The organism is Micromonospora sp. NPDC051141, from assembly GCF_044455765.1.
Lineage (GTDB): Bacteria > Actinomycetota > Actinomycetes > Mycobacteriales > Micromonosporaceae > Micromonospora.
In genome coordinates this window covers 215,213-238,170 of record NZ_JBITFD010000009.1, presented here as the reverse complement: position 1 = coordinate 238,170, position 22,958 = coordinate 215,213, and the positions used below count along the sequence as shown (strand labels likewise).

The 22,958-nt window shown below is 75.8% G+C and carries 20 protein-coding genes; 12 read left to right on the top strand and 8 right to left on the bottom strand.

The features are described from left to right. Window position 1: 1 nt before the first annotated feature. The 3 genes from ACIA6B_RS19100 to ACIA6B_RS19090 form a co-directional block, all read right to left on the bottom strand. Window positions 2–2,101, bottom strand: coding sequence for an amino acid transporter (locus tag ACIA6B_RS19100; RefSeq protein WP_396774952.1), 2,100 nt, complete (start codon window positions 2,099–2,101; stop codon window positions 2–4). 126 nt (window positions 2,102–2,227) lie between these two features. After that, window positions 2,228–2,998: a DUF5995 family protein gene (locus ACIA6B_RS19095; RefSeq protein WP_107160365.1), complete on the bottom strand. Its 771-nt coding sequence runs from the start codon at window positions 2,996–2,998 to the stop codon at window positions 2,228–2,230. A 110-nt stretch (window positions 2,999–3,108) separates the two neighbouring features. Further along, a complete protein-coding gene (locus ACIA6B_RS19090) occupies window positions 3,109–6,039 on the bottom strand; it encodes a helix-turn-helix transcriptional regulator (RefSeq protein WP_396774950.1) in 2,931 nt (976 codons plus the stop codon). Between the two features lie 189 nt (window positions 6,040–6,228). Between ACIA6B_RS19090 and ACIA6B_RS19085 the strand changes: the two genes are divergently transcribed. Further along, complete coding sequence (locus ACIA6B_RS19085; protein ID WP_396774948.1) at window positions 6,229–9,204, top strand: AAA family ATPase; 2,976 nt, start codon at window positions 6,229–6,231, stop codon at window positions 9,202–9,204. A gap of 225 nt (window positions 9,205–9,429) precedes the next feature. Here the strand turns inward: ACIA6B_RS19085 and paaI are convergent, their stop codons facing one another. Together paaI and paaK are read right to left on the bottom strand one after the other, a co-directional pair. Continuing rightward, window positions 9,430–9,837 carry a hydroxyphenylacetyl-CoA thioesterase PaaI gene (gene paaI, locus ACIA6B_RS19080; RefSeq protein WP_396774946.1) on the bottom strand — a complete coding sequence of 136 codons (408 nt, stop codon included), beginning with the start codon at window positions 9,835–9,837 and terminating at the stop codon, window positions 9,430–9,432. 1 nt (window position 9,838) lies between these two features. Then, window positions 9,839–11,146, bottom strand: coding sequence for a phenylacetate--CoA ligase PaaK (gene paaK, locus ACIA6B_RS19075; RefSeq protein WP_396774944.1), 1,308 nt, complete (start codon window positions 11,144–11,146; stop codon window positions 9,839–9,841). A gap of 298 nt (window positions 11,147–11,444) precedes the next feature. On the opposite strand from paaK, the gene ACIA6B_RS19070 reads away from it, so the two are divergent. From ACIA6B_RS19070 to ACIA6B_RS19060, 3 genes are read left to right on the top strand one after another with little or no spacing between them, the layout of a single operon-like run. Then, window positions 11,445–11,948: a CrcB family protein gene (locus ACIA6B_RS19070; RefSeq protein ID WP_396774942.1), complete on the top strand. Its 504-nt coding sequence runs from the start codon at window positions 11,445–11,447 to the stop codon at window positions 11,946–11,948. Next, window positions 11,945–12,307 (top strand): fluoride efflux transporter CrcB, encoded by a 363-nt coding sequence (gene crcB / locus ACIA6B_RS19065; RefSeq protein WP_396774940.1) that lies wholly within the window; start codon window positions 11,945–11,947, stop codon window positions 12,305–12,307. Before ACIA6B_RS19070 ends, crcB begins: the two co-directional genes overlap by 4 nt. 41 nt (window positions 12,308–12,348) lie before the next feature. Continuing rightward, window positions 12,349–13,053, top strand: a complete 705-nt coding sequence (locus tag ACIA6B_RS19060; RefSeq protein WP_396774938.1) for an MBL fold metallo-hydrolase — start codon at window positions 12,349–12,351, stop codon at window positions 13,051–13,053. 192 nt (window positions 13,054–13,245) lie between these two features. Here the strand turns inward: ACIA6B_RS19060 and ACIA6B_RS19055 are convergent, their stop codons facing one another. Both ACIA6B_RS19055 and ACIA6B_RS19050 read right to left on the bottom strand, forming a co-directional pair. Next, window positions 13,246–13,578: a hypothetical protein gene (locus ACIA6B_RS19055; protein ID WP_396774936.1), complete on the bottom strand. Its 333-nt coding sequence runs from the start codon at window positions 13,576–13,578 to the stop codon at window positions 13,246–13,248. Window positions 13,579–13,666: 88 nt separating this feature from the next. Further along, window positions 13,667–14,902: an MFS transporter gene (locus ACIA6B_RS19050; RefSeq protein WP_396774934.1), complete on the bottom strand. Its 1,236-nt coding sequence runs from the start codon at window positions 14,900–14,902 to the stop codon at window positions 13,667–13,669. Window positions 14,903–15,019: 117 nt separating this feature from the next. Here ACIA6B_RS19050 and ACIA6B_RS19045 point away from each other — a divergent pair, with 117 nt between their 5' ends. Continuing rightward, a complete protein-coding gene (locus ACIA6B_RS19045) occupies window positions 15,020–16,009 on the top strand; it encodes a LacI family DNA-binding transcriptional regulator (RefSeq protein ID WP_396774932.1) in 990 nt (329 codons plus the stop codon). 58 nt (window positions 16,010–16,067) lie between these two features. Here the strand turns inward: ACIA6B_RS19045 and ACIA6B_RS19040 are convergent, their stop codons facing one another. Beyond that, a complete protein-coding gene (locus ACIA6B_RS19040) occupies window positions 16,068–17,216 on the bottom strand; it encodes an aromatic acid exporter family protein (protein WP_396774931.1) in 1,149 nt (382 codons plus the stop codon). 211 nt (window positions 17,217–17,427) lie between these two features. On the opposite strand from ACIA6B_RS19040, the gene ACIA6B_RS19035 reads away from it, so the two are divergent. The 7 genes from ACIA6B_RS19035 (at window position 17,428) to ACIA6B_RS19005 (ending at window position 22,739) form a co-directional block, all read left to right on the top strand. Beyond that, the gene (locus ACIA6B_RS19035; protein WP_396774929.1) at window positions 17,428–17,925 is read left to right on the top strand and encodes a nitroreductase family deazaflavin-dependent oxidoreductase; all 498 of its coding nucleotides are present in this window, start codon (window positions 17,428–17,430) and stop codon (window positions 17,923–17,925) included. 131 nt (window positions 17,926–18,056) lie between these two features. Then, the gene (locus ACIA6B_RS19030; RefSeq protein ID WP_396774927.1) at window positions 18,057–18,890 is read left to right on the top strand and encodes an LppM family (lipo)protein; all 834 of its coding nucleotides are present in this window, start codon (window positions 18,057–18,059) and stop codon (window positions 18,888–18,890) included. A 474-nt stretch (window positions 18,891–19,364) separates the two neighbouring features. Then, window positions 19,365–19,709 (top strand): hypothetical protein, encoded by a 345-nt coding sequence (locus ACIA6B_RS19025; RefSeq protein ID WP_396774925.1) that lies wholly within the window; start codon window positions 19,365–19,367, stop codon window positions 19,707–19,709. Between the two features lie 13 nt (window positions 19,710–19,722). Then, on the top strand, window positions 19,723–20,331 hold the full coding sequence (locus ACIA6B_RS19020) for a glycine zipper family protein (protein WP_396774923.1): 609 nt from the start codon (window positions 19,723–19,725) through the stop codon (window positions 20,329–20,331). Next, window positions 20,328–21,011: a carboxypeptidase-like regulatory domain-containing protein gene (locus tag ACIA6B_RS19015; RefSeq protein WP_396774921.1), complete on the top strand. Its 684-nt coding sequence runs from the start codon at window positions 20,328–20,330 to the stop codon at window positions 21,009–21,011. The genes ACIA6B_RS19020 and ACIA6B_RS19015 overlap by 4 nt, the downstream gene beginning before the upstream one ends. 17 nt (window positions 21,012–21,028) lie before the next feature. Continuing rightward, the gene (locus ACIA6B_RS19010) at window positions 21,029–22,255 is read left to right on the top strand and encodes a phage tail sheath family protein (protein ID WP_396774920.1); all 1,227 of its coding nucleotides are present in this window, start codon (window positions 21,029–21,031) and stop codon (window positions 22,253–22,255) included. A 1-nt stretch (window position 22,256) separates the two neighbouring features. Beyond that, window positions 22,257–22,739, top strand: a complete 483-nt coding sequence (locus tag ACIA6B_RS19005; protein ID WP_396774918.1) for a phage tail protein — start codon at window positions 22,257–22,259, stop codon at window positions 22,737–22,739. The last annotated feature ends 219 nt before the right edge of the window (window positions 22,740–22,958 follow it).

Here is a 22,958-nt window from a genome sequence, read left to right as displayed (position 1 = left end):
CTCAACCGCCGACGTGGATGCCGGGGCGGCGGGTGGGGTCGGGCTCGGACTTGCGGATGATCTCGCGGACCACCGGCGGCGTGTCGCCGCGCCCCAGGATCAGGTAGCGCAGCAGGTGGGCGATCGGATTCCCCTCCGACCACTCGAAGTGGCAGTGCGGGCGGACCCCGGTGGCGTCGCGCAGCGCGAGCAGGATAGCCGCGATGGCGTTCGGCGCGGCCGGGCTGCGGGCCCGCAGGATCCGGTACCCGCCGGACTCCACCCCGTGCACCCGCAGCACCTGACTGAACTGCGACGGGTCGCTGACGTCGATCTCCAGGAAGAGCACGTCGGCGGCGCCGGGAACCGGGTTCATCGACCGCTGCGCCCGCTCCTTGACCCGGTACTCCTTCACCGACCCGCTCTGCCGCTTGTTGGCGATGACGTGCAGCCGCCCGTCCCGGGCGACCGACTCGTCGACGAACCGGCGGGCCGGGCCGTCGAACTCGATCCGCTCGGCGCGCAGCTCGGTGGTCCGGGTGACCCGGGAGATCAACGAGACCGCGATGATCCCGGCGATGAAGAAGCCGGAGATGGTGATGCCGTCGGGCTTCGCCACCACGTTCTCCGCGAGCGCGTACAACAGCACGGCGGTGAGCAGCGCGAACCCGGCCGCGGCGAGCCGGTGCCGGGCCCGCGCCGCCGAGATGGTCACCGCGATCGCGCCGGAGACCATCATCGCCAGGATGCCGGTGGCGTACGCGCCGGCCTGGGCGTTGACGTCGGCGGAGAAGGCAACCGTGATGGCGATGCTGATCGCGGTGTAGACCAGCACCACCGGGCGGACCGCCCGGCCCCACTCCGGCGCCATCCCGTACGACGGCAGGTAGCGGGGCACGATGTTGATCAGCCCGGCCATCGCCGAGGCGCCCGCGAACCAGAGGATGAGCACGCTGCTGATGTCGTAGACGGTGCCGAACGCCTCGCCGAGGCGCTCGTGGGCGAGGAACGCCAGCGCCCGCCCGTTCGCCGCCCCGCCGGGGGCGAACGCCGCCGGCGGGATCAGCACCGTGGTGACGAACGTGGTGGCGACCAGGTAGACCGACATGATCAGCGCGGCGGTGGTGAGCAGTCGACGGGTGCTGCGGATCCGGGCGGCGAGCCGGCGCTCCGGGTCGGCCCCGTCGCCGCGGACCAGCGGCATCATGCTCACCCCGGTCTCGAAGCCGGACAGTCCCAGCACCAGCAGCGGGAACGCGAGCACGCTGGTGGCCAGCACGTCGCCGGCGCCGCCGACCCGGGTCAGCCGGCCGGTCCAGTCGGTGAGCAGCCCGGGATCGGCGGCGACCTGGGCCAGCCCGGCGACCACCACCACCGCGTTCAACGCCAGGAAGACCGCCACCAGCGGAATGGCGACCTGCACCGCCTCGCTGAACCCGAGCAGGAAGACGCCGCCGAGCACCAGCAGCAGCACCACCGTCACCAGCACCGCGGCGGTGGCGCCGTGCGGGAACGACGCGGGCAGCACCGGGTTCTCCAGCAGGTGCACGCTGGCGTCGGCGGCGGAGAGCGTGATCGTGATGATCCAGGAGGTGGCCACGAAGCCGAGCAGCACCAGCACGAAGAGCTTGCCGCGCCAGAACGGCAGCAGCCGCTCCAGCATCGCCACCGAGCCCTGCCCGTGCGGGCTCTCCCGGGCCACCCGCCGGTACATCGGCAGCATGCCCAGCAGCGTGAGCGCCACGATGAGCAGCGTGGCCAGCGGGCTCAGCGCGCCGGCCGCGACCGCGGCGATGCCGGGCAGGTAGGACAGGGTGGAGAAGTAGTCGACGCCGGTCAGGCACATCACCTGCCACCACGGGTGGGCCCGTGCCTGGTGCTCCCCGACCTCCGGGCCGACCGGCTCGACCCGGTGCTGGAACAGCCACCGGTGCAGCCGGTCGGCCGGGGCCGTCGGACGGGCCGGCGCGGCCACCCGCTCCGGCAGCGTGCCCGGGGCGCGGGTGGCCCGGTCGCCGGGCTCGGTGTGCCGGCCGGCCCGGGCCGCGGCGGCGGCGTGCGCCTCGCGGCGGCGGTCCCGCGTACGCCGGGGCTGCTGCTCCCCGTCCCGTGCCTGCGCCATGCCCCGACGGTAGGCGGTACCCGGGTCGCGTCCCGGCGGAATGCCGGATCGGGGGAACTGACGGAACCGGACGGCGTCCCCGCGTCCCGCGCCCGGACGGCGGGACGCGGGGACCCCCCGTCCCGACTACTGGAGGAACGCCCCGAGGGGCGACAGCAGCAGCCGGCCGAGCAGCGCGGCGTTGTCGTCCAGCCGCGTACGCTCACACTCACGGGCGTCCGGGTCGTGGCGGCAGTGCCAGATCTTCTGCGCGTTGCGCCACGCCACGTTGCGGGTGTACTCCACCAGCTCGCCCTGGTACCAGTCGTCGATGTCGCCGTTCACCATGTCGATCATGAGCTGCCAGTGGTCCAGGTAGCCCCGGCGCAGCTCCGGGATCCGCTCCGCGAAGATCTTGTTGATCTCCAGGTAGTCGCGGTGCTGGTCGCTGCCGTCGACCGGCTCGGACTCCAGGCTCTCCAGCGTCGTCACCAGCGCGAACGGCAGGTCGTAGTTGATGTGCGCGTTGACCCCGGCGGCGGCCGACGGCAGTGGCCGGGCGTCCGGGCCACGCATCCGCTTGAACAGGCACGACCAGGCGCGCGGCGTGCTCGGGCTGGAGTCGGTCCAGAACCGCAGCGCCTCGAAGTAGCGGGCGGCGAACTCCACGTCGAGCCGGGCCAGGAACGCCGGATCGACGAACCGGTCCTCGTAGAGACCGTCGAGCACGGTGCTGGTGATGACCAGGTAGAGCCGGTTGAAGTCGGCGAGCGGGCAGCTCGCCTCCAGCGGCGGGAGCCGGACCAGCAGGTCCTGCAACTTGGTGAGGTGGTCGACCACCGCCGGCACGTCGGCGGGATGGTCGGCGAGCAACCCGACGATGTCCTGGTGCACGGGACCCCAGACCGGTTCGGTCATCTCTCCTCCACGATGGTCGGCGCCCCCCACGACGCCATCCGACTCCGCCGGACAGCCTGCCAGCCGCCGGGCGTGGGTCGGATCAGTAGAACGACGTATTCGGCGTACGTCTATTCCGGACGGTTGCGCAGGAAGATGGCGCTGGCCTGCACCCGGGTCCGGACCTGGAGCTTGTCGAAGATGTGCGACACGTGCACGCCGATGGTCCGCTCGCTGATGAACAGCCGCTGGCCGATCTCCTTGTTCGTCAGCCCCTCGGCGACCGCGGCGAGCACCTCCCGCTCGCGTGCGGTCAGCACCGCCAGCTCGTCCACCGCCGGCACCGCGGGCGCCGCGCGCGGCCGGGGCGCCGGCGCCGGCGCGTCGTCCAGGGTCACCCGGGCCCGACCCGCCAGGGTACGGATCTCCGCGCTGAGCGGCACCGCGCCGAGCGCCTGCGCCGTCGCGTGCGCCTGGCGCAGCAGCTTGCCGGCGGTCGCCATCCGGCTGCGGCGGGACAGCAGCGCCTCGGCCTGCCGCAGCCGGGAGTACGCCGCCGGGTAGGGGTGGTGCCGCCGGTCCCACTCGGTGGCCGAGCGGCCCCACAGCTCGGGGTCGCCCCGGCCGTCGTCGAGCCGGCTCAGCTCGGCGTCGCAGAGCGCCAGGAAACCGTCCGCGACGTACCGCACCGGCGCGCCCGCCTGGGCGCTCTTACGGGTCACCCGGTCGACCACCTCGCGCAGCCGGCGTACCGCGTTCGGGTCCACCTCCACCGTCCGGCTGGCCGCCGCCTCGGCCTCGGCCCGCAGCCCGTGCCAGGCCAGCGTGGCCAGCACGATGACGTCGTCGGAGCGGCTCTCGGTCAGGCCCCGCTGGACGGCCTGCCGGGCCAGGTCGTGCCGGCCCTGCCACATGGCCAGCCCGGCGCGCAGGATGAGCATCGGCAGCACGTGCCGCGCGCCGCCCCCGGCCAGCACCGTGGCGACCGCCTCCAGGTCGCGGTCGGAGGCCTCGACGTCGCCGTACCCGACGGAGAGCCGGCACCGGGCCAGCAGCAGCTCGACCGCGTCCGCGCCGGACGGCCGGTGCCGCAGCGCGGCGGCGACGACCTTCTCCGCCTCCGCCCACTGCCCGACCCGGAACAGCCCGTTCGTCGCCACCGCCAGCAGCCGGGTCTCCCAGGTGCGGCCCAGGCCCAGCTCGGCGACGCGCTCGGCGCCGCGGCGGGCCACCACGACACCCTCCTCGAGGATGTTGAGCGGCCCGGTGAGCAGCTCCGCCAGGTGCAGGTACGCGCAGGCCACGTCCTCCGGCCGGCCGGAGGACTCGGCGGTCTCCAGCGCCCGGCGCATCACCGTCAGCCCGTCCGCCGGGTCGCCCAGGAACGCCTCGCTGAAGCCGAGCGCGGAGCTGGCCAGCACCACCTCGGAGGTGCAACCGGGCACCCCGGCGGCCAGGTCGAGCGCCTCCCGGGCCTGCTCGCCGGCCTCGGCGTAACGCCCCAGGTGCAGCAGCAGCTCGGCCCGGCGGGCGGCGGCGGTGCACCGCTCGTGCGGCGAGCAGTCGGCCGCGGCGAGCACCCGCCGGTACTCCTCCTCGGCCGGCGCGGACCGGCCGGCGGCGGCCAGGTAACGGGCCCGTCGGATGTGCAACGCGCAGGTCGGCGGGCCGGCCGGGTCGGCGCACAGCTCCGCCAGCAGGGTCAGCGCCCGGGCGTGCTCGCCGCTGTGGTGCGCGGCCTCCGCGGCATGGCTGAGCAGCTCGGCGCGGTCCACCTCGACGGGTGCCGGCCGCCCGCCGTCGGGCGGCACCGCGGCCGGCGTGGCCGCCAGCGTCAACGCGGTCGACCAGTGGCGGTGCGCCTCGGCGTACCCGTGCAAGCGTTCCGCCTCGCGGGCCGCGGCCATCGCCGCCGGCAGCGCCCGGGCCGGCTCGCCGGCCTGCCGCCAGTGGTGGGCCAGCCGGGCCTGGTGCAGCTCCGCCGGGGCGGCGGTGAGCGCCTCGGCGTAGCGGCGGTGCAACGCGGCCCGCTCGGCGGGCAGCAGCTCGCCGGCCAGGATCTCGGCGACCAGCCGGTGCCGGAGCCGGTAGCCGTCGTCGGCGCCGACCAGCAGGCGGTGCGCCACCGCCTCGCGCACCGCGTCGAGCAGCTCGTCCTCGGGCAGCCGCACCACCTGCGCCAGCAGCCAGTGCTCGACCGGCTCGACGCCGGCGGCGACCGCCTGGACCACGGCGTGCGCCGGCTGGGGCAGCGCGTCGACCCGGCCCAGGAAGACCTCGCGCAGCGTGTCGGAGAGGCCGTCGCGACCGTCCCGCCGGTCGCGGGCCAGCTCCTCCACCACGAACGGGTTGCCGCCGCTGCGCTGCCACAGCTGGTCGGCGGCCTCCGGCGGCAGCGGCGCGCCGACGATCGCGGCGGCCAGCTCGTCCGTGCCGGCCCGGTCCAGCGGGAGCAGGTCGACCACCTGGACGGAACGCAACCGGCGCAGCTCGGCGAGCACCCGGCGCAGCGGGTGCGCGCCCCGCAGCGACTCGGCGCGGATCGCGGCCAGCACGGACAGTTGCAGGTCGCCCAGGCCGGCGAGCAGGTACAACAGGAGCTGACGGGTGCTCCGGTCGACCCACTGGAGGTCGTCGAGCACGAGCACCAGCGGCCGGCCACCGGCCACCAGGTGCAGCCCCTGAGCGACCCGTTCCAGCAGTGCGCCCGCGCCGTCCGGGCCGGGGGTCTCCTCGTCGAACACCTGCAACAGGCCCCGGACCGCCGAGGTGGTGCGCGCCTCGGCCAGATCGGCGTCGAGCCGCCGCAGCGCCTGGCGCACCGGGTGCAGCGGCGAGGCGTCGCCGATGTCGAGGCAGGCGCCGGTGAGCACCAGCGCGCCGGCCTGCCGCACCTGTTCGCCGACCTCGCTCAGCAGCCGGGTCTTGCCCACGCCGCTCTCGCCGGTGAGGAAGACCGCCGCGGTGTGCCCCGGGGCGACGTCGTCGAGCAGCGCCGAGCGCAGCGTCGCCACGGTCCCGGCGCGGCCGACGAGCGGTGCGGAGTCCACGTCGCTGGCCATGGGACGCAGCCTAGTCACAGGTCCCCGCACCGTTCTACGGCGTTCGGGGCCCTGTGGTACCTCCCGCGTCGACAACACGACTAACGGTTGCGCGTGGCCGACATACGTCGTCCTACCGATCCCCCGAGGGCCCGGTGGTGAAAGTGTCCGGAGGTCGTCGGGCACCGGACCAGGGAAAGGGTGGGTGCGATGGTGATCACCACGCCCGTGGCGAGTCGGGAAGCCGCCCGTGCGGCGCTCTGGCCGGTACCGGAGGAACGCCGCACCGTCACGGTGCTCTTCGTCGACATCGTCGGCTCGACCGGCCTGGTGGAACGGCTCGACCCGGAGGACGTGCGGACGCTGCAACGGGTCTACTTCGGCACCGTCTCCGGCGTGCTGCGCCGGTGGCGGGGCGTGGTGGAGAAGTACGTCGGCGACGCCGTGATGGCGCTGTTCGGCGCGCCCGGCTGCGACGGCTTCGACGCGTACCGGGCGGTGCGGGCCGGGCTGGAGATCCAGGCGGCGCTGGACCGGCGGTCGCCGGGCGACGCCCGGCTGCGGGTGCGGGTCGGTGTGGCGACGGGCGAGGTGCTGGTGGACCTGACCGGCGCCCGCGACGGCGGCCACGGCGCGGCCAGCGGCGCGGTGATCACCACCGCTGCCCGGCTCCAGGAGTACGCGCCGCCGGGCGGCGTGGTCGTCTGCCCGGTCACCCGGCGGGCGGTCGCCGGCCTCGTGGAGCAGCGTCCACTCGCGACGGCGACGATGGCCGGCAAGACGCTGCCGCTGGACGTCTGGCGGGTGACCGGGGTGTCCCCGTACCGGCCGGCCCGGCACCGTGGCCCGCTGGTGGGCCGCCGTCGTGAACTGGCCGGCGCGGCCGACGCGGTGACCCGGGCGCTGCGCGAACGCCGGCCACGGTGGATCTCGGTGACCGGGCCGCCCGGCAGCGGTCGCAGCCGACTGCTGCACGAGCTGACCCGCGCCGTGACGCGCGTGGACGGCACGGCGGTGCGCTGGTGCGTGGCGCACTGCCCGCCGTACCCGGAGGGGGACCTGGCGCCGCTGGCCGACCTGGTCCGCGCGCTGCTCGCCCCGGACGCGACCGACCGGCCGGCCACCGTACGCCCGTTGCCCGGCTCGGCCCCGGACGCGACCGGATGGGCCGCGACCAGCCCGGCGCTGGCCGCCTTCCTCGCCGCGCCGCGCGACGCCGCGGCGGCGGCGCGGGCCGCGGTGGCCGCCCGCGAGCTGCTGCTCGACCGGGCCGCCGGGAGCCCGGTGGTGGTGGCGGTGGACGACCTGGACCGGGCCGCGCCGGCACTGCACCGGTTCCTGGGCCAGCTGTACGCCGCGGCCGGCGACCGCGGGCTGGCGCTCGCGGTGGTCACCACCCACGGCGCCGGCCACGCCGACCCGCGGCCCGCGCCGGTCGCCCGGCGGCTGCGGATCTGGCTGCCGCCGCTGGGCGCGCGGGACACCGGCCGCCTGCTGCGGCACCTGCTGGACCGGACCGGCCGGCCCGCCGCGCTGGCCGCCGCGCTACTGCCGCTGGTCGGCGGCAACCCGGCCGTCGCGAGCGTGTACGCGGCGACCGGCGCGGCGGAGGATCAGCCGGCCGGGGTGCCCGCACCGGTGCGCCGGCTGGTGGACGCCCGGCTGGACCGACTGGACGGCGCGCAGCGCGCGGTGCTGATGGCGGGCGCGGTGGTCGGCGGCCCGGTCACCACGGCGACCGTCGAGCGGATGCTCGCCTGGCCGGCCGGCCAGGCCGGGCCGGTGCTGCGCGCCCTGGCCGCGGCCGGCCTGCTCCGCCGCACCGGCGCCGGTGCCGTCCCCGGAGCCGGCGGAAACGCGGGCGCGGACGGGACCGCGCCGGACGGTGCGCGCGAGTGGGCCGATTCGGACACCGGAGCGGGCGTGGGCGTCCGGCGCACCGGTGTCGGCTCGCGCAGCGCCGCCGCCTCGGGCGGCTCCGGCGGCTCGCGTATCTCGGGCGGCTCCGGCGGCTCGGGCGGCTCCGGCGGCTCGGGCGGCTCCGGCGGCTCGGGCGGCTCCGGCGGCTCGCGTATCCCGGGCGGCTCGGGCGGCTGGACGATCGTCGAGCCGGTGGTGGCCCGGGTGGCCGCGCACCGGCTGCCGCGTGCGGTGCGGGCGGACTTCGTCCGCCGGCTGACCAGCGGTGGGCCGGTGCCGGCGATCCACGCCGACCGCATCGGCGTACCCGTCGACGTCCGGTCCGGGGCCACCCCCGGGCCGGCGACCGACGCGCGCTCCGGCGCGGTCGTCGGGGCGCGCGTCGACGCCGAGCCCGGAATCGGGGCGGGAACCGATGTCGGGTGGGGAGCCCGGACCCGGACGGGAGCCGGCGTCGGGCGGGGAGCCGGCACGGGGGCCGGCATCGCTGACCGAGGGACCAGCGGCCGTCCGGTTATCGGCACGGGGGCCGGCGTCGCTGACCGGGGGATCAGCGGCCGGCCCGGTGTCGGCGTGGTGCGCCAGGTGGCCGATCGGCCGGGTGAGGCTCCCCCCGCGCGCCTGCCGGCGCCGGTGGAGAGCGGCGTCCCCGGGTGGGACGCCGAGGAGCGGGTGACCTGCCCGCTCGGGGCGGGGCGGTCGCGCCGGTCGGGTGGAGGGGCCCGACCGGCGCCCGTCCCGCCGGCCGGGCCGGACGGGGCCGGCGCACGCCGGTCGGTGACGGAGCGATCGGGGTACGCCGACGCGGCCGGCACCCGGGCCGGCCCGTCCCGGGGGGAGATCGGGCCGCGGAACTTGCCGGCCGACCTCCGGCAACGGGACGCTCCGACCGGCGACGGGCGACGGAACGGCGTCGTCAGCGTCGGGCAACCGGACGCTCCGGTCGGTGGCGACGGGCGGACCCGACCGGGTTCCCCGGCCCCCCACCGGCCGGTCGCTCCGGCACAGCTCGCACCCGACGGCCCGGCACGGGTCGCACCTGGCGGCCCCGTGTGGTTCACCCCGGTCGGCTCGGCACGGGTCGCACCAGGCGACCCCGTGTGGTTCACCCCGGGCGGCCCGGCACAGGTCGCACCAGGCGGCTCGGCACGGGTCGCACCTGGTGGCTCGGCACGGGTCGGCCGGGTGACCGGTCCGCCCGAACGAGCGGACCGGGGCCGGCGAACACCGACGCCGCCCGACGCGGCGCTCGGGCTGGCCGCCTGACGGTCGCGTCCGGGTCGGAGCGGGCACGGGGCCACTCCGGCCCGGGTAGCGGCCGAAAACAGTCGCGCCCGGCAAGCGGCCGTTGGCGCCACGCGCGCCGTTTCATCGATCTTGGAGTGGTGGCATCTCCGATACCAGGCGTAAACCGACATCCGTTGGCACCACCAGTCCAAGATCGGCGAAGTGGTCGGGGCGGACGCGGACAGGGGGGCGGGGCGGGCCGGGTCAGTCGCGGGCGATGACCCGGCTGCGTCCCCGGAACTCGGCCACCACCTCGTCGCCGCGTCGCACGGTGACGTCGTAGATGCCGCTGCGGCCGTGCCGGACCCGCTCGGTGGCGTACGCGTCCAGCACGTCGCCCGCGCGCACCGGGCGCAGGAAGGTGATCTCGCCCCCTGCGGCCACGGTGGCCGGGCCGTGGCTGTTGCAGGCCAGCGCGAACGCGGTGTCGGCGAGCAGGAACACGAAACCGCCGTGGCCGATCGCATGCCCGTTGAGCATCGCCGGGGTGACCCGCATTCGGGCCACCGCCGCGCCGTCGCCGGCCGAGACGAGCTCGATGCCGAGCCCGGTCGAGGCGACGTCGGCGTCGAACATGTCGTGGGCCGCGGTACGCGGGCCGTCGTCCGTCATCTCAGCGCTCCCGCCGCTGGTCGACGATGCGGCGCATCTTGCCCATCGAGCGTTCCACCCCGTCCGGCTCGATCACCCGGACCGCCACGGAGACGCCGATGGTGTTCTTGACCTGCTCGACCAGGGCCGCCCCGGCCCGCTCCGCGTCGGCCACGGCGGCGTCGGCGCGGCGCTCGACGTGGACGGTGAGGGTGTCCAGCCGTCCCTGTCGGTCGAGTACGCACTGGAAGTGCGGCGACAGCGCCGGCGCCCGCAGGATCAGCTCCTCGATCTGGGTCGGGAAGACGTTCACCCCCCGCACGATCATCATGTCGTCGGTGCGGCCGGCGATCTTCTCGATCCGCCGCATGGGGCGGGCCGTGCCGGGCAGCAGCCGGGTGAGATCACGGGTGCGGTAGCGGACCACCGGCATCGCCTCCTTGGTCAGCGATGTCAGCACCAGCTCGCCGCGTTCGCCGTCGGGCAGCACCGCGCCGGTCACCGGGTCGATGATCTCGGGGTAGAAGTGGTCCTCCCACAGGTGCAGGCCGTCCTTGGTCTCCACGCACTCGACCGCCACGCCGGGGCCCATCACCTCGGACAGGCCGTAGATGTCCAGCGCGTGCAGGTCCAGCCGCTGCTCCAACTCCCGGCGCATGTCCTCGGTCCACGGCTCGGCCCCGAAGATGCCCACCCGCAGCGAGGTGGCGCGCGGGTCGACGCCCTGGCGTTCCATCTCGTCGACGATGGCCAGCATGTAGCTGGGGGTGACCATGACGACCTCCGGTTCGAGGTCACGGATCAGCATGACCTGCCGCTCGGTCATGCCGCCGGAGACCGGGATGACCGTGCAACCCAACTCCTCGGCGCCGTAGTGCGCGCCCAGGCCGCCGGTGAACAGGCCGTACCCGTACGCGACGTGCACCCGGTCGCCGCGCCGGCCGCCGGCGGCCCGGATCGAGCGCGCCATCAGGGTGGCCCAGGCGTCCAGGTCGGCGCGGGTGTAGCCGACCACGGTGGGGCGTCCGGTGGTGCCGGAGGAGGCGTGCAGCCGGGCGATCCGCTCCCGGGGCACGGCGAACATGCCGAACGGGTAGTTCTCCCGCAGCTCGGCCTTGGCGGTGAACGGGAAGCGCGCCAGGTCGGCCAGGTCACGGACGTCGTCGGGGTGGGCGCCGGCGGCGTCGAACGCGCGCCGGTAGTGCGGCACGTGCGCGTACGCGTGCCGCAGCGAGTGGCGCAACCGGTCCAGTTGGAGCGCCCGCAGCTCGTCGACGCCGATCCGCTCGGCGGGATCCAGCTCGTCCGGACGAGGGGTGCGGTCCTGCACGGTTGCCTCCTGCGCGACGGGCCCGACGCCGCCGCGCCGGGCGGGAACCCGCTCACCGTACGCCCGTACGGCCCACCCTGCCAGGTCAACGCCATCTCCGCGCCGATCTTGCGGGTACCGCCCTTCGCACGGGCGGTTCGCGCCCGTTGTCGGGGCCGGCATCGCAAGATCGACGAGGAGGCGCGGGGGTCAGGGCAGGGCGCGGCAGGGCGGGTTATGCTCGGCGGGCCGGCGGTGGGGCCCGCCGTCCCGGGAGGCGCCGGGAGAACCGCGACCACGCCAACGGTCCCTGCCAGTGATGCCCGTCCTGGTGGGAGGCACCGTGAGACGACCGCCCGAGTCCCGCGTCGATCCGGACGTCGATCTCCGCGTACCCGCCGACCGGACGGAGCTGACCGCGCACCCGGCGGCGGTGCTCGGCGTGATCGCCGGCGGCGGCGTGCTCGGCGCACTGGCCCGCGCCGGCGCGCAGGCCGCCGCGCCGCACCCGCCCACCGGTCTCCCCTGGGCCACGTTCGGCGTCAACGTCACCGGCTGCCTGCTGATCGGCGTGCTGATGGCGGTCCTCACCGCCCGGCCGGCCGGGCCGCTGGTCCGGCCGTTCCTCGGCGTCGGCGTGCTCGGCGGGTTCACCACGTTCTCCGCGTACGCGGTCGACGCGCAACGTCTGGTGACCGCCGGCGCGCCGGGCACGGCGCTAGTCTACCTGGCCATGACCGTGCTCGCCGCGCTGCTGGCGGTCGCCGCCGGGGACGTGGTGACCGGACGGCTGCTGGCCACCCGGCACGGGGAGGCCCGGTGACCGTCCTCTGGATCGCGCTCGGCGCGGCGCTCGGCGCTCCGCTGCGCTACCTCACCGACCGGGCGGTGCAGGCCCGGCACGACTCCGCGTTCCCATGGGGCACGCTGACCGTCAACGTGGCCGGCTCACTGCTGCTCGGCGCGGTGCTGGCGGTGCCGGCCGATCCCGCCGTGACCGCGCTGGTCGGCACCGGTTTCTGCGGCGCGCTGACCACCTGGTCCACGCTCAGCTACGAGACGCTGCGGCTGGCCCGCACCGGCGCGCGTCTCCACGCGTACGCGAATGTGCTGGTCAGTGTGGCCGCCGGGCTCGGCGCGGCCTTCCTCGGGTACGCGGTGGCCGTCGCGTTCACCGGCTGACGGGGCAGCCGGTGAGGGCTTGGCGGCGATAGCATCCCGCCATGGAGCTGCGCCACCTGGCCGACCGGGTCTGGCTGTTCCCCGGCGACCCCGACCCCGGCGCGGTGCGGCCCACCGTGGCGGTGGTCGCCGACGATCGCGGCAGCGTGCTCGTCGACGCCGGCCACAGTCCGGCGCACGCCCGGGAGATCCGAGCGGGGATCGCCGCCGCCCGGCTGCCGGAGCCACGCTGGCTGGTCTACACCCATCACCACTGGGACCATGTCTGGGGCGCCTGCGCCTGGCCGGGCGTGGAGATCGTCGGGCACGAGGCCGGGGTGGCCCCGTTGCGTGCCGAGGCGGCCCGCCCGTGGAGTCACCGTCACCTGCGGGAGCGGGTCCGCGCCGAGCCACGGCTCGGGCCCAGCTACCGGGCGCGGGCGCTCGCCGTGGACGACTGGGGCGGCTTCGCGGTGCTGCCGCCGACCCGCACGTTCACCGACGAGCTGATGCTGCCCACCGGCGTGGTGCTGCGGCACGTCGGTGGCCGGCACGCTCCCGACTCGACGGTGGTGCTGGTGCCGGACTCCCGGGTGCTGCTGCTCGGCGACTGCTGGTACCCGCCGCCGCTGCACGAGCGCGGCCCCACCGACGGGCCGGATCTGGCGCTGGCCCGGAGCCTGCTCTCCGAGCACGTCGAGTGGTACGTCTCCGCGCACGACGAGCCGCTGGGCCGCGATCAGGCCCGGGCCGCGCTCGGCGAGTGAGGGGCCGCCGGCACACCCCACGACCGCGATGACCCGGCGCGGACCGGACCGGAGCGCACCGCCCCTGGCCTGGAACCCGTCCGGGGCGGACCGGACCGCACCGGGCCGGGCCGCACCGGGCCGCACCGGGCCGGACCGGGCCGCACCGGGCCGGACCGGGCCGCACCGGGCCGGACCGGGCCCGGCCGCAGGTCAGCGTGCGTGGCGCTCCGGGTGCGCCCGGTTCCAGACCCGCATCCGCTCCGGGTAGCCGGTGCGGGCCGCCTCGTAGAGCGGCACCGCGTGCCGTTGGGCGATCTTGCCGGCGACCCGGGGCGAGCCGGTGCGGCGGCGGATCCACTCGCCGTCGTGGGCGATGGCGACCACCGTGGTGTCGGTGGCGGTGGTCTCCGGTTCCAGGTAGAACTCGACCCCGCGCCGGCTGGCCACGAACGCCTCCAGCTGCGCCAGGTCCTCCCGGTTCGCCTCGCGGTCGAGCTTCGTCGGCGTTGTCGGCTCGGCGGCCCGTCGGCTGAACCAGCCCATGCCCGCCTCCTCTCCTCGACGTCGGAGTCCAGTGCAGCACGCGTGCCTGGCAGGGGCCTGGGAGCGCAGTGGGAGTCGGCTGAGCCGCTCAGCGGGCCGGCCGGTCCGCTCCGGCCGGCGCGCGCAGCACCGGCACCAGCGCCAGCGTGGGCAGCAGGAGCAGCGGCACCAGGCCGAGCGCGTTCAGCACGCCGAGGTGGTCGCCGAGGAAGCCGAGCAGCGGCGGCCCGGCCAGGAACGCGGTGTAGCCGATCACCGCGACCACGCTGACCCGGGCCGGGGCCTTCTCCTCGTCGTCGGCGGCGGCGCTCATCCCGACCGGGAAGCCGAGCGACGCGCCGATCCCCCACAACGCCACGCCGACCACGGCCAGCGGACCGGAGCCCGCCAGTACGGCCAGAGCGGCGCCGACGGCGGCCAGCCCGATGGTGCCGAACAGCACCGGCACCCGTCCCCAGCGGTCGATGGCGATCGTGCCGAGGGTCCGCCCCAGCGTCATACCGACCACGAACACGCCGAACACCGCGGCGCCGACCGCCTCGTCGACGCCGTACCCGTCGACGAACGCCACCGCCAGCCAGTCGTTGGCGCTGCCCTCGGTGAACGCCATGACCAGCACCAGCAGGCCGACCAGCAGGGTGCGCGGCTCCCGCCAGGCGGTCAGCAGCGCCCGCCGCCGGGCCGCCGGCTCGCCCGCGCCCGTCGTCTCGGCCGGCGCGGACAGGAACGCCCGCGCCCCGAGCAGCGTGCCGGTCAGGATCAGCACCGCCAGGACCGGCAGGTGCACCTCGATCGGCACGCCGAGGCGGGCCGCCCCCGCGCCGAGCCCGGCCCCGGCCACCGAGCCGAGACTCCAGGCGGCGTGGAAGCGGGGCATGATCGTCCGGCCGATCCGCCTCTCCACGGCCGCGCCCTCGACGTTCATCGCCACGTCGCACAGGCCCGAGCCGAAGCCGAACGCGGCGATCCCGAGCCCGACGCCGACCGCCAAGCCGGCCAGGCCGGTGGCGAGACCGGCCACCGTCATGCCGAGCGCGACCAGCACGGTCGCCACGACCACCGTGCGGGCCGGGCCGATCCGCTGGGTGACCAGACCGGCGGCGGGCATGGCCAGCAGCGCGCCCACCGACATGCAGAGCAGCAGCAGGCCGAGCCGGCTCGGGCTGAGGCCGAGCGCCTCCCGGACCGCCGGCACCCGGGAGAACCAGCTGGCCATCGCGAGCCCGTTGAGGGCGAAGACGACGGCGACGCCGTTGCGGGCGGCCAGCACCGGCCGGGAGGCCGGTGGCCGTGACACGGCCGGCGCGTCGGTGGCGTTACTCACGGTGCGGTAGTCCCTTCCCCGAATGGTTCCCGACGACCATCGCACACCTGAGAGCGCTACCACCACAAGCGCTCCCACCCCTTACCGTGCCCGGCCCGGACCGGGCATGATGCGCACATGGGTACGCCGACCGCACGACCCGCCACGCTCGACGACGTGGCCCGGGCCGCCGGGGTGTCCCGGGCCACCGCCTCGCGGGTGCTCGGTGGCTACGGGTTCGCCTCGGCGCAGGCCCGGGCCCGGGTGGGCGCCGCCGCCGACCATCTCGGCTATGTGCCGGACGTCACCGCCCGGGCGCTGGTACGCGGCGCCGGCGTCCGGCTGGTGGTGGCCGTGGTGGGCCGGACCGACGCGGTCTTCGACGACCCGTACGTGCACCGGGTGGTGAGCGCCACGTCACGGGTGTGCGCGCCGCACGGGATCGGGGTGGCGCTGGAGTGGCTGCCGCTCGACGATCCGTCCGGCCTGGGCCGGCTCGGCGCGGACCGGGGCGTCTGCGGGGTGATCCTGGTCAACACCACACGGGCGGCGCTGGACGCGGTACCGCCCCGGCTGCGCGGCCGGGTCGTCTCGATCGGCCAGGGCTCGGCGACCGTGCCGTCGTTCGACGTGGACAACGCGGCCGGCGCCGGCGCGGTGCTGCGCCACCTGTACGCCACCGGCCGCCGCCGCATCGCCATGGTGACCGGCCCGCGCTGGTTGGCCTGCGCGGAGCGGTCGGTGACCGAGTACCGGGAGCTGATGCGGGCGGCGGGGTCGCCGGAGCGGCTGGTGACCGGCGACTTCACCGCGGCGCGGGGCGGCGCGGCGGCGCTGGCGGCGCTGCGCCGGTGGCCGGACCTGGACGCGGTCTTCGCGGCCAGCGACGCCACCGCGTTCGGGGTGATCGCCGCATTGCGTGGGCACGGGTTGGGGGTGCCGCACGACGTGGCGGTCGGCGGTTTCGACGACCTGCCGTACGCGGCGATGAGCAGTCCGGCGCTGACCACCGCGACCCACCCGGTCGACCGGATCGCCACCGCCGCGGCCACCGCCGTGCTGACCCGGGCGCCGGTCGCGCCGAGCACCGCTTTCGCGTCCACGCTGGTGACCCGGGAGAGCGCCTGAGCGGCGACGGTCGGCGGCCGGTCCCGCCGTTCCGGGCCACCCGCCGCCGGCGGCACCCTCAGCGCTCCGGCCCGGTGACCGCCGCGTCGACCCGGCTGAGCACCGTCGCGTCGTCGTCCACGCCCACGCCGCGCAGCAGGTCGATGGCGGTGGCCCGGACCGGCCCGATGACCAGCGCGAGCGGCAGCGTCGGACCGGCGGCGAAGAGCCGGCCGACCGACCGTACCGCCGCCAGCGCCGCCGCGTCCGCCCGGGCGGCGTGCCCGTCGGCGGTCTCCTCCTGTCCGTTGAGGTCGGCCGCGAGCGCGTCGCCGGCCGCGCGGACGGCGTCGGCCAGCGTGCGTACGGCGGCGCCCAGGTCGGTCGGGACGGGCGTGTCGCCGCGGGTGACCGTGACCGCGGCCCGGGCCAGCACGCGCACGTTGCGCACCGCGTAGTCGATCTGCCGGATCGAACCGGTCACGGAGCGCAGCCGGCCGAGGTGCCGGCGACGCCGGACGTTGAGCCGGAGCGCCTCGCCGGCGGCCTGGACCGCGTCGCGCAGTCGTTCCACCCCGGCGTCGGCGTGCCGGGCCCGCTCCAGCGCGGCGAGGGCGGCCTCGTCGTCGGCGTGGTCGAGCGCGTCGGCGATCTCGTCGAGCACGCCGGCCAGCTCCGCGAACGTGTGCCGGAACTCGGCCGCCAGCGGGGCGAGCGGCCGGCGGGCGTCGACGAGCTGGCTGGCGACCACCGCCACCGCGCCGCCGATCAGCGCGTCGACGAACCGGAACGGGATCAGCGACTCGGTCGGGGGCGAGACCACCACCAGGTAGAGCGCGGAGACCGCGGCCTGCACCACGGTGACCGAACTGGCGCCGACCGCCACCGCCAGCGCGACGGTGAGCAGGATGACGGTGAACACGGTCCAGGTGGTGCGCGGGCCCAGCGCCTGGACCACCAGGTCGGCCACGAGCACGCCGGCCGCCACGCCGAGCACCACCTCGACCGCCCGGCGGATCCGCTGGCCCCGCGCCTGACCGAGCACGATCAGCGCGGCGGCGGGCGCGAAGAACGGCTGGGGGTGCCCGACCAGCCGGGTGGCGAGCATCCAGGCGACGGTGGCGGCGAGCGTCGCCTCGACCACCGGCAGCCAGCCCCGCCGCAGCCGCCCGGCCGCCGCCCGTACGGCCGGGCCGACCCGTCGCCGTTCCTCGCGTACCCCGCTCATCCCCGCCTCCCCGTTCCGCCCGGCCCTATCCTGCGGGACCGGCCCGCATCCCGCGCCGCGATCTTGCAGTTCCGGCCCGCGCTTCGGGTCGTTCACCCCCTTTGTCGGGGCGGGAACCGCAAGATCGACGCGTCGGGTGCCGATCGCCCCTGGTCGTCGCCGTCCGCGGCGGCTCTGAATGGAGGTGGACGGAGAGGAAGGGGAACAGCTCATGCGTACGGGACTGTGGCGACGACACGTGCGGTGGATGTACCGGGGCGGCCGGCCGAACCGGCTCGCCCGGGTGTGGAACCGGCTCGCCGCCCGGCAGCACGCCGCCGGGCTCGGCCCCCGGAACTGGGTGACGCTGGAGGTGCCCGGCCGACGCACCGGCCGGATCGTCGCCGTGCCGCTGGTGGTCGCGGACCACGAGGGCGCGCGGTACCTGGTGTCGATGCTCGGCGACGGGGTCAACTGGGTGGCCAACGTCCGGGCCGCCGGCGGACGGGCGGTGCTGCGGCACGGCGGCCGGGAGCCGGTCCGGCTGGTCGAGGTGGCCGTGGCGGACCGGCCGCCGGTCCTGCGTCGCCACCTCGCGCTCGCGCCCGGGGCGCGCCCGCACGTGCCGGTGGACCGGCACGCCCCGCTCGCCGACTTCGCGCGGGTGGCCGCCGGCATTCCGGTCTTCCGGATCACGTCGGCGGAGCCGGCGCCGGGAAAGGCCGGGTGACAACCTTTCAGGATATCGATCGCGCACGTTCCCGGGGTCGTCCGAATGGGAGAGGCGGCCGGTAAGATCGGCGACAAAGCGGCGGCTGATCGCTGACTGCCGGCCCCGGCGCGACCGCGCACACTGAGACCATGAATACGAGACTCCGCCGCAGCCGGGCATTCCGCCTCGCGGTGTGTCTCGCCCTTGTGGCGACGCTGAGCGGCTGCATGCAGCTCAACCTCGGGCTGACCGTGAACACCGACGACACGGTCTCCGGCCAGCTCCTGCTGACCGCCCAGAAGTCCGTGCTCAAGCAGCGCAACCCGGACGTCGCGGCGGCCTTCGCCGAACTCCGGCAGAACATTCCCACGCTCCCCGCCGGCACCGAGAGCCGGTACGAGGACGGCACCTCCTACGGCATTCAGATCGCCTACCGAAAAACGCCGCTGTCACAATTCACCAGCGAGAGTGTGAATCTTGTCCGGGATGGCGATCTCTATCGCTTCTCCCTTCCGCTGGACCCGAAGAAATACGGCGGAAAGGTGGCCGAACAAGATCCCCGGAATCAGCAGGCGTTCATGACCCTGATGGCGTTCGAGATCTCCGTGACGTTCCCCGGCCGGGTGCTCGACAGCAACGGGACGGTCAACGGGCGCTCGGTGAGCTGGCAGGTCGTCGCCAACCAGCCGAAGCCGGCCGAGTTGCGGGCCGTCGCCGAGGCGCCGCCGACGCCATCCGCGAGCGCGGTCGCCGCCGTGACCGGGGGCGGCGCCGTCCCCTGGCTGCCGGTCGTCGGCGGGGCGGTCGGGCTGTTGGTGGTCGTCGCGGTGGTGGTGGTCGTCCTGCTGCGGCGCCGCTCCCGGAGCGGCCCGGCCGGGGTGCCGCCCGCGTCCCCGACGACCCCCGCGCCCACCGCGCCCACCGCGCCCACCGCGTCGACGGACCGGACCGCGTCGACGCCCCCGGCCGACCGGCCGATCTGAGCCCCACCGACCGCACCGGCCAGGTCCTTGACCAGGCTCTGCGCGCCGAAGCCGACACCGACACCGACCTTCCGACCCCGGACCACCCGGCCACCGACGCTCCGACCCCGGCCACCCGGCCTCTGCCCGCCCCGGCCTCTGCCCGCCCCGGCCTCTGCCCGCCCCGGCCTCTGCCCGCCCCGGCCTCTGCCCGCCCCGGCCTCTGCCCGCCCCGGCCTCTGCCCCGACCCGACCCGACCCGGCCCCGGCCCCTGCCCCTGCCCCGGCCTCTGCCCCGACCCGGCCACCGGCCCCGGCCCGGCCACAGCCACAGCCACAGCCACAGCCACAGCCACAGCCACAGCTTTCCCGCCGTACCGGCGGCGACCCGCCGGTCCCCACCGCGCACCGGGCGCCACCCGTGGACGCCATCCTCGGGCCGCCGCACCACCGAACCCCGACCGCACCACCGCACCGTCGAAAAGGGGGATCGCCGTGAACGATCTCTTCACCTGGGCCGCACTGGGCAGCCTGACCGGCGCCAGCGCCGCCACCCTGCTCGCCACCAACGTCATCGGCGGCCTGATCGGGCCGAGCGGCGACAAGGCGCGTAAGTGGATCGCGCTGGGCGTCGCGCTCCTGCTGTCGTACCTGACCGCGGCGTTCGCCGACGACGCCGGTCCGGAAAAGTGGATCATCGCGTTCTTCAATGGGCTGGTCATCTTCTCCGCCGCGCTCGGTGTCAACCAGTTGCCCCCGGGCAACCGGCAGGCGACGCAGGCGTCGCCGACCCAGCTCGCCCAGGGGCACGAGCCCCGCTTCGTCCGCTCCTGGGTCTGAGGAGGCGCCCGCCATGGTCTTCGGCATTCTCAGCGCCGCCGCGCAGATCGTCTTCGGCGCGGTGCTCGGGCAGGCCGCCGCCGGCGCCGTCGGCCTGCTGGTCGGCGCCGTCGTCGGGCTGCTCGTCGGTGCGCCGTTCGGCTGGGCGACCGCCTCGGCCGGCACCTACGGCGCCGACGCGAGGGGCATCTTCCGCTTCGTGGTCGACCACACGTGGAGCCTGCTCAACACGTTCGCCGGCGCGCTCTACCTGGCCCTGCACCTGGTCGTCGGCCACCAGCTCGACCGGGTCGCCTCGGCCGGCAGCGGCCGGGTCAACGTGGTCGAGGGCGTCTCACCCCGGTACGCCACCACCATCGGCACGGTCTGCGCCGGGTCCAGCCCCGGCATCCAACGGCACGAGGACGTGCACGTGTTCCAGGCCCGGCTGCTCGGTCCGCTCTACCTGCCGCTGGTCGCGCTCAACTACGTGCTGTTCACCGTCGCCCCGGTGTGGCTGCTCTGGCACGACCACACCAACGCGCCGATCAACAGGTTCACCCGCTACTTCGAGATCGGCGTCTACCCGCACGTCTGGAACGAGGCCATCGCGTACCGGATCCAGGGGACGCCGCCGCGATGACCGGCGCCATCGAGGCGGCCGTCGCGGACGTCGCGGCCTGGCTGACCGGGACGGCGGGTGAGCCCGTCCCGGTCGGCCCGCCCCGTGACGACCCGGCCGGCGGGCTCACGGTCTGGCCGCTGGAGCTGCGGCCGGCCCGGCAGACCGCGGCCGGCGGCGCGGCGCGCGAGCCGTACCGCTTCGTGGTCCGGCTCCTGGTCAGCGGCGGCGGACCGGCGGCGGTGCCGGCGCTGGACCGGGTGCTCGCCGCCGCCACCGACGGGGGCGGCCGGGCGGAGCTGGTGCTGGCCGCCGGCGACCCGGCGCTGTGGCGGGCGTTCGGCGTGCCGCCCCGGCCGGCGCTGCTGCTCGACGTGCCGGCCCGGATCGACCGGGCGGCGCCCACCGCGCCGCCGGTGCGCCAGCCGCTGCGGCTGCGGCAGCTCGGCATGCGCACGCTCGACGGTCGGGTGGTCGGGCCGCAGGACCAGCCGCTCGCCGCGATGCGGGTGGAGCTGGTCGGCGCCGCGCAGGCCACCGAGACCGACGCCGCCGGCCGGTTCCGGCTGGTCGGCGTGCCGCACGACCCCGACGCCCCGGAGCGTCCGGTACGGATCCGGCTGGTCGGTCGGGGGCGTGTGCACACCGCCGAGTTCGACCCGGCCGCCGACGGCCTGATCGTCGTGCCCGCCCCCGACTGACTTCCCGAGGAGGACCGATGCCCACCTACTTCTCCCCCGGCATCTACGTCGAGGAGGTGCCCTCCGGGGCCCGCCCGATCGGCCCGGTCGGCACCAGCACGGCCGCTTTCGTCGGGGTCGCGCCGGACCGCACCGCCCACGTCGACCGGCCGATGGCGGTCAACAGCTGGACCGAGTTCCTGCGCCTCTACGCCGACGGCGAGCACCTGGAGAGCACCCCGCTGGCCCGGGCCGTCTTCGGCTTCCTGGACAACGGCGGCACCCGGTGCTGGGTGGTCAACGTCGGCGAGGGCGGCCCACTCACCGGCACCGGTGGGCGGCGCGGCGGCCTGCAACTGCTGGAGGCGATCGACGAGATCGCCATCCTGGCCGCGCCCGGCTACCACGACCCGGTGTCGCACGAGGCGTTGATCAGCACCGCCGAGCGACTGCGCACCATGGTGGCGATCTGCGACCCGCCGCCCGAGGTCACCGACGTCTCCCGGCTCACCCGGGTCGCCACGCCCGGCAAACCCACCACCGGCAAACCCGCCGAGGGTACGCCGAAGGACAGCGACGACGACGCGCCCGGCACCGGCGGCGACCGGCCCCGGCAGTCCGACTTCGCCACCTTCTACTTCCCCTGGATCCGGGTCCGCGACCCGCTCGGCGGCGACCTGGTGCTCACCCCGCCGAGCGGGCACGTGGCCGGCATCTGGGCCCGCACCGACGCGTTGCGCGGCGTGCACAAGGCGCCGGCCAACGAGCCGGTACGCGGCGCGGTCGACCTGGCGTACCGGGTCACCCGGCCGGAGCACGACGTGCTCAACCCCAAGGGCGTCAACGTGATCCGGTTCTTCGCCGGCGAGGGCATCCGGCTCTGGGGCGCCCGGACGCTCGCCGCCGAGGCCAGCGAGTGGCGCTACCTGAACGTACGGCGCCTCGCCATCTCCATCGAGCAGGCCATCGCCAACGGCACCCGCTGGATGGTGTTCGAGCCGAACGACTTCACGCTGTGGCGCTCCATCCGGCGCGACATCGGCGCGTTCCTGACCCGGGTGTGGCGCGACGGCGCGCTGCTCGGCCGCACGCCGGAGGAGGCGTTCTTCGTCAAGTGCGACGAGGAGACCAACCCGGCCGACGTGCGCGACGCCGGGATGGTGGTGGCGCACATCGGCATCGCGGTGGTCAAGCCCGCGGAGTTCGTGGTGTTCAAGCTGAGCCAGTGGGCCGGCGGCACCGAGACCGAGACGATCGGAGGCTGACATGCCGACCACGGCCACCCCGCAGCCGGGCGCGCCCGTCGACCCGTACCGGGCGTACCACTTCAAGCTGCTCATCAACGGCATCACCAACGGGCACTTCACCGAGGTCAGCGGCTTCGAGGTGGCGATCCCGTCGCTGGCGTACCGGGAGGCCGGCAACGAGCGCATCCGCGCCGTGCCGGGGCAGGTCGAGTACGCGCCGGTGACGCTCCACTTCGGCCTGACCAACGCCCGGGAGTTGTGGGACTGGGTGAACGCGGCGGCGAAGGGCACGGTCAACCGGCGCAACGTCTCGGTGGTGCTGCTCGACCCGGCCGGCACCGCCGAGGTGCTGCGCTGGAACATGATCAACGCCTGGCCGACCCGGTGGCGGGGCGCCCACCTGAACACCCTCTCCCAGGAGATCGCCATCGAGGCGCTGACCCTGGCGTACGAGGGGCTGGAGCTGGAGTCCGGCAGTGCGAGCGCCCCGGCGACCGCGTGACCGGCTGGCCCGCGCGTTGCGGGCCACCGCCGACCGCCTCACGGACCCGCCGCCCACCACCCGCCGGCCTCCCGGCGTGCCGGCGGCGGCCCTGCCGTCGCGCCGCCCCGGCGAGCCCCCCGAGCACTGGCTCCGCCTGGTGGCCGCCCACGCCCCCGGCCTCCTCCGCGACCTCCCCAACCCCGCACCCACCGGAGTTGATCAAGGAGTTCGCGTCGA